The organism is Synechococcus lacustris str. Tous (assembly GCF_003011125.1).
Taxonomy (GTDB): Bacteria; Cyanobacteriota; Cyanobacteriia; order PCC-6307; family Cyanobiaceae; genus Synechococcus_D; species Synechococcus_D lacustris.
Genome location: NZ_PXVC01000281.1, coordinates 1 through 708 on the forward strand (window position 1 = coordinate 1; position 708 = coordinate 708).

1 protein-coding gene is annotated in these 708 nt (G+C 52.5%); it reads right to left on the minus strand.

Annotated features, from left to right (window positions below; translation table 11 throughout):
• Positions 1–708: carbamoyltransferase N-terminal domain-containing protein (locus C7K08_RS14940; protein WP_272867445.1), on the minus strand; the 708-nt coding region annotated here is incomplete at both ends.

Below are 708 nucleotides of genomic sequence, written 5' to 3' on the forward strand. Positions count from 1 at the left end.
CACCGGCAGCTGGTTGAATCCAAACACCGGCAGCTGGTTGAATCCAAATTTGTTTAAACGTTCCCTCCCGCAATAAACGGCCGTTAGCAACACAATTCAGGGCTACCCCGCCGGCTAAGCAGAGATTTTGCAGGCCTGTTTCCGCCTGCAGGCTGCGGGCTAGTTGTAGTACTAGATCCTCAGTTACAAGCTGAATGGAGGCGGCTAAATCCATATGACGTTGCTCTAGGGGTGATTCAGGCGCCCGCGGCGGCGCTCCAAATAGTTTGTGAAATGGTTCAGCCGTCATTGTTAAACCACTGGCGTAATTGAAAAAGCGTTGGTTTAGGCGAAAACTGCCATCTGCTTTCACATCCAGTAGTTGGCTGCGGATTTCATCTGCAAATATCGGCCTGCCATAGGGGGCAAGCCCCATTAATTTGTATTCACCGGAATTCACCTTGAAGCCGCAGTAATAGGTGAAGGCCGAATAAAGCAAGCCTAGGGAATGGGGGAAATCAAGCTGCCATAGAGATTTGAGTTCGGCACCTTCTCCCACCCAAGCCGAACCACAGGCCCATTCGCCAACGCCATCAAGGCAGAGCACTGCCGCTTGATCAAAGGGGCTTGGGTAATAGGCGGCAGCAGCATGGGCTTCATGGTGTTCGGTGAACAGCAGGGGCGGAAGCTGTTTTTCCTGGCAGCTAGCCAATTCCGCTAATTCACGCC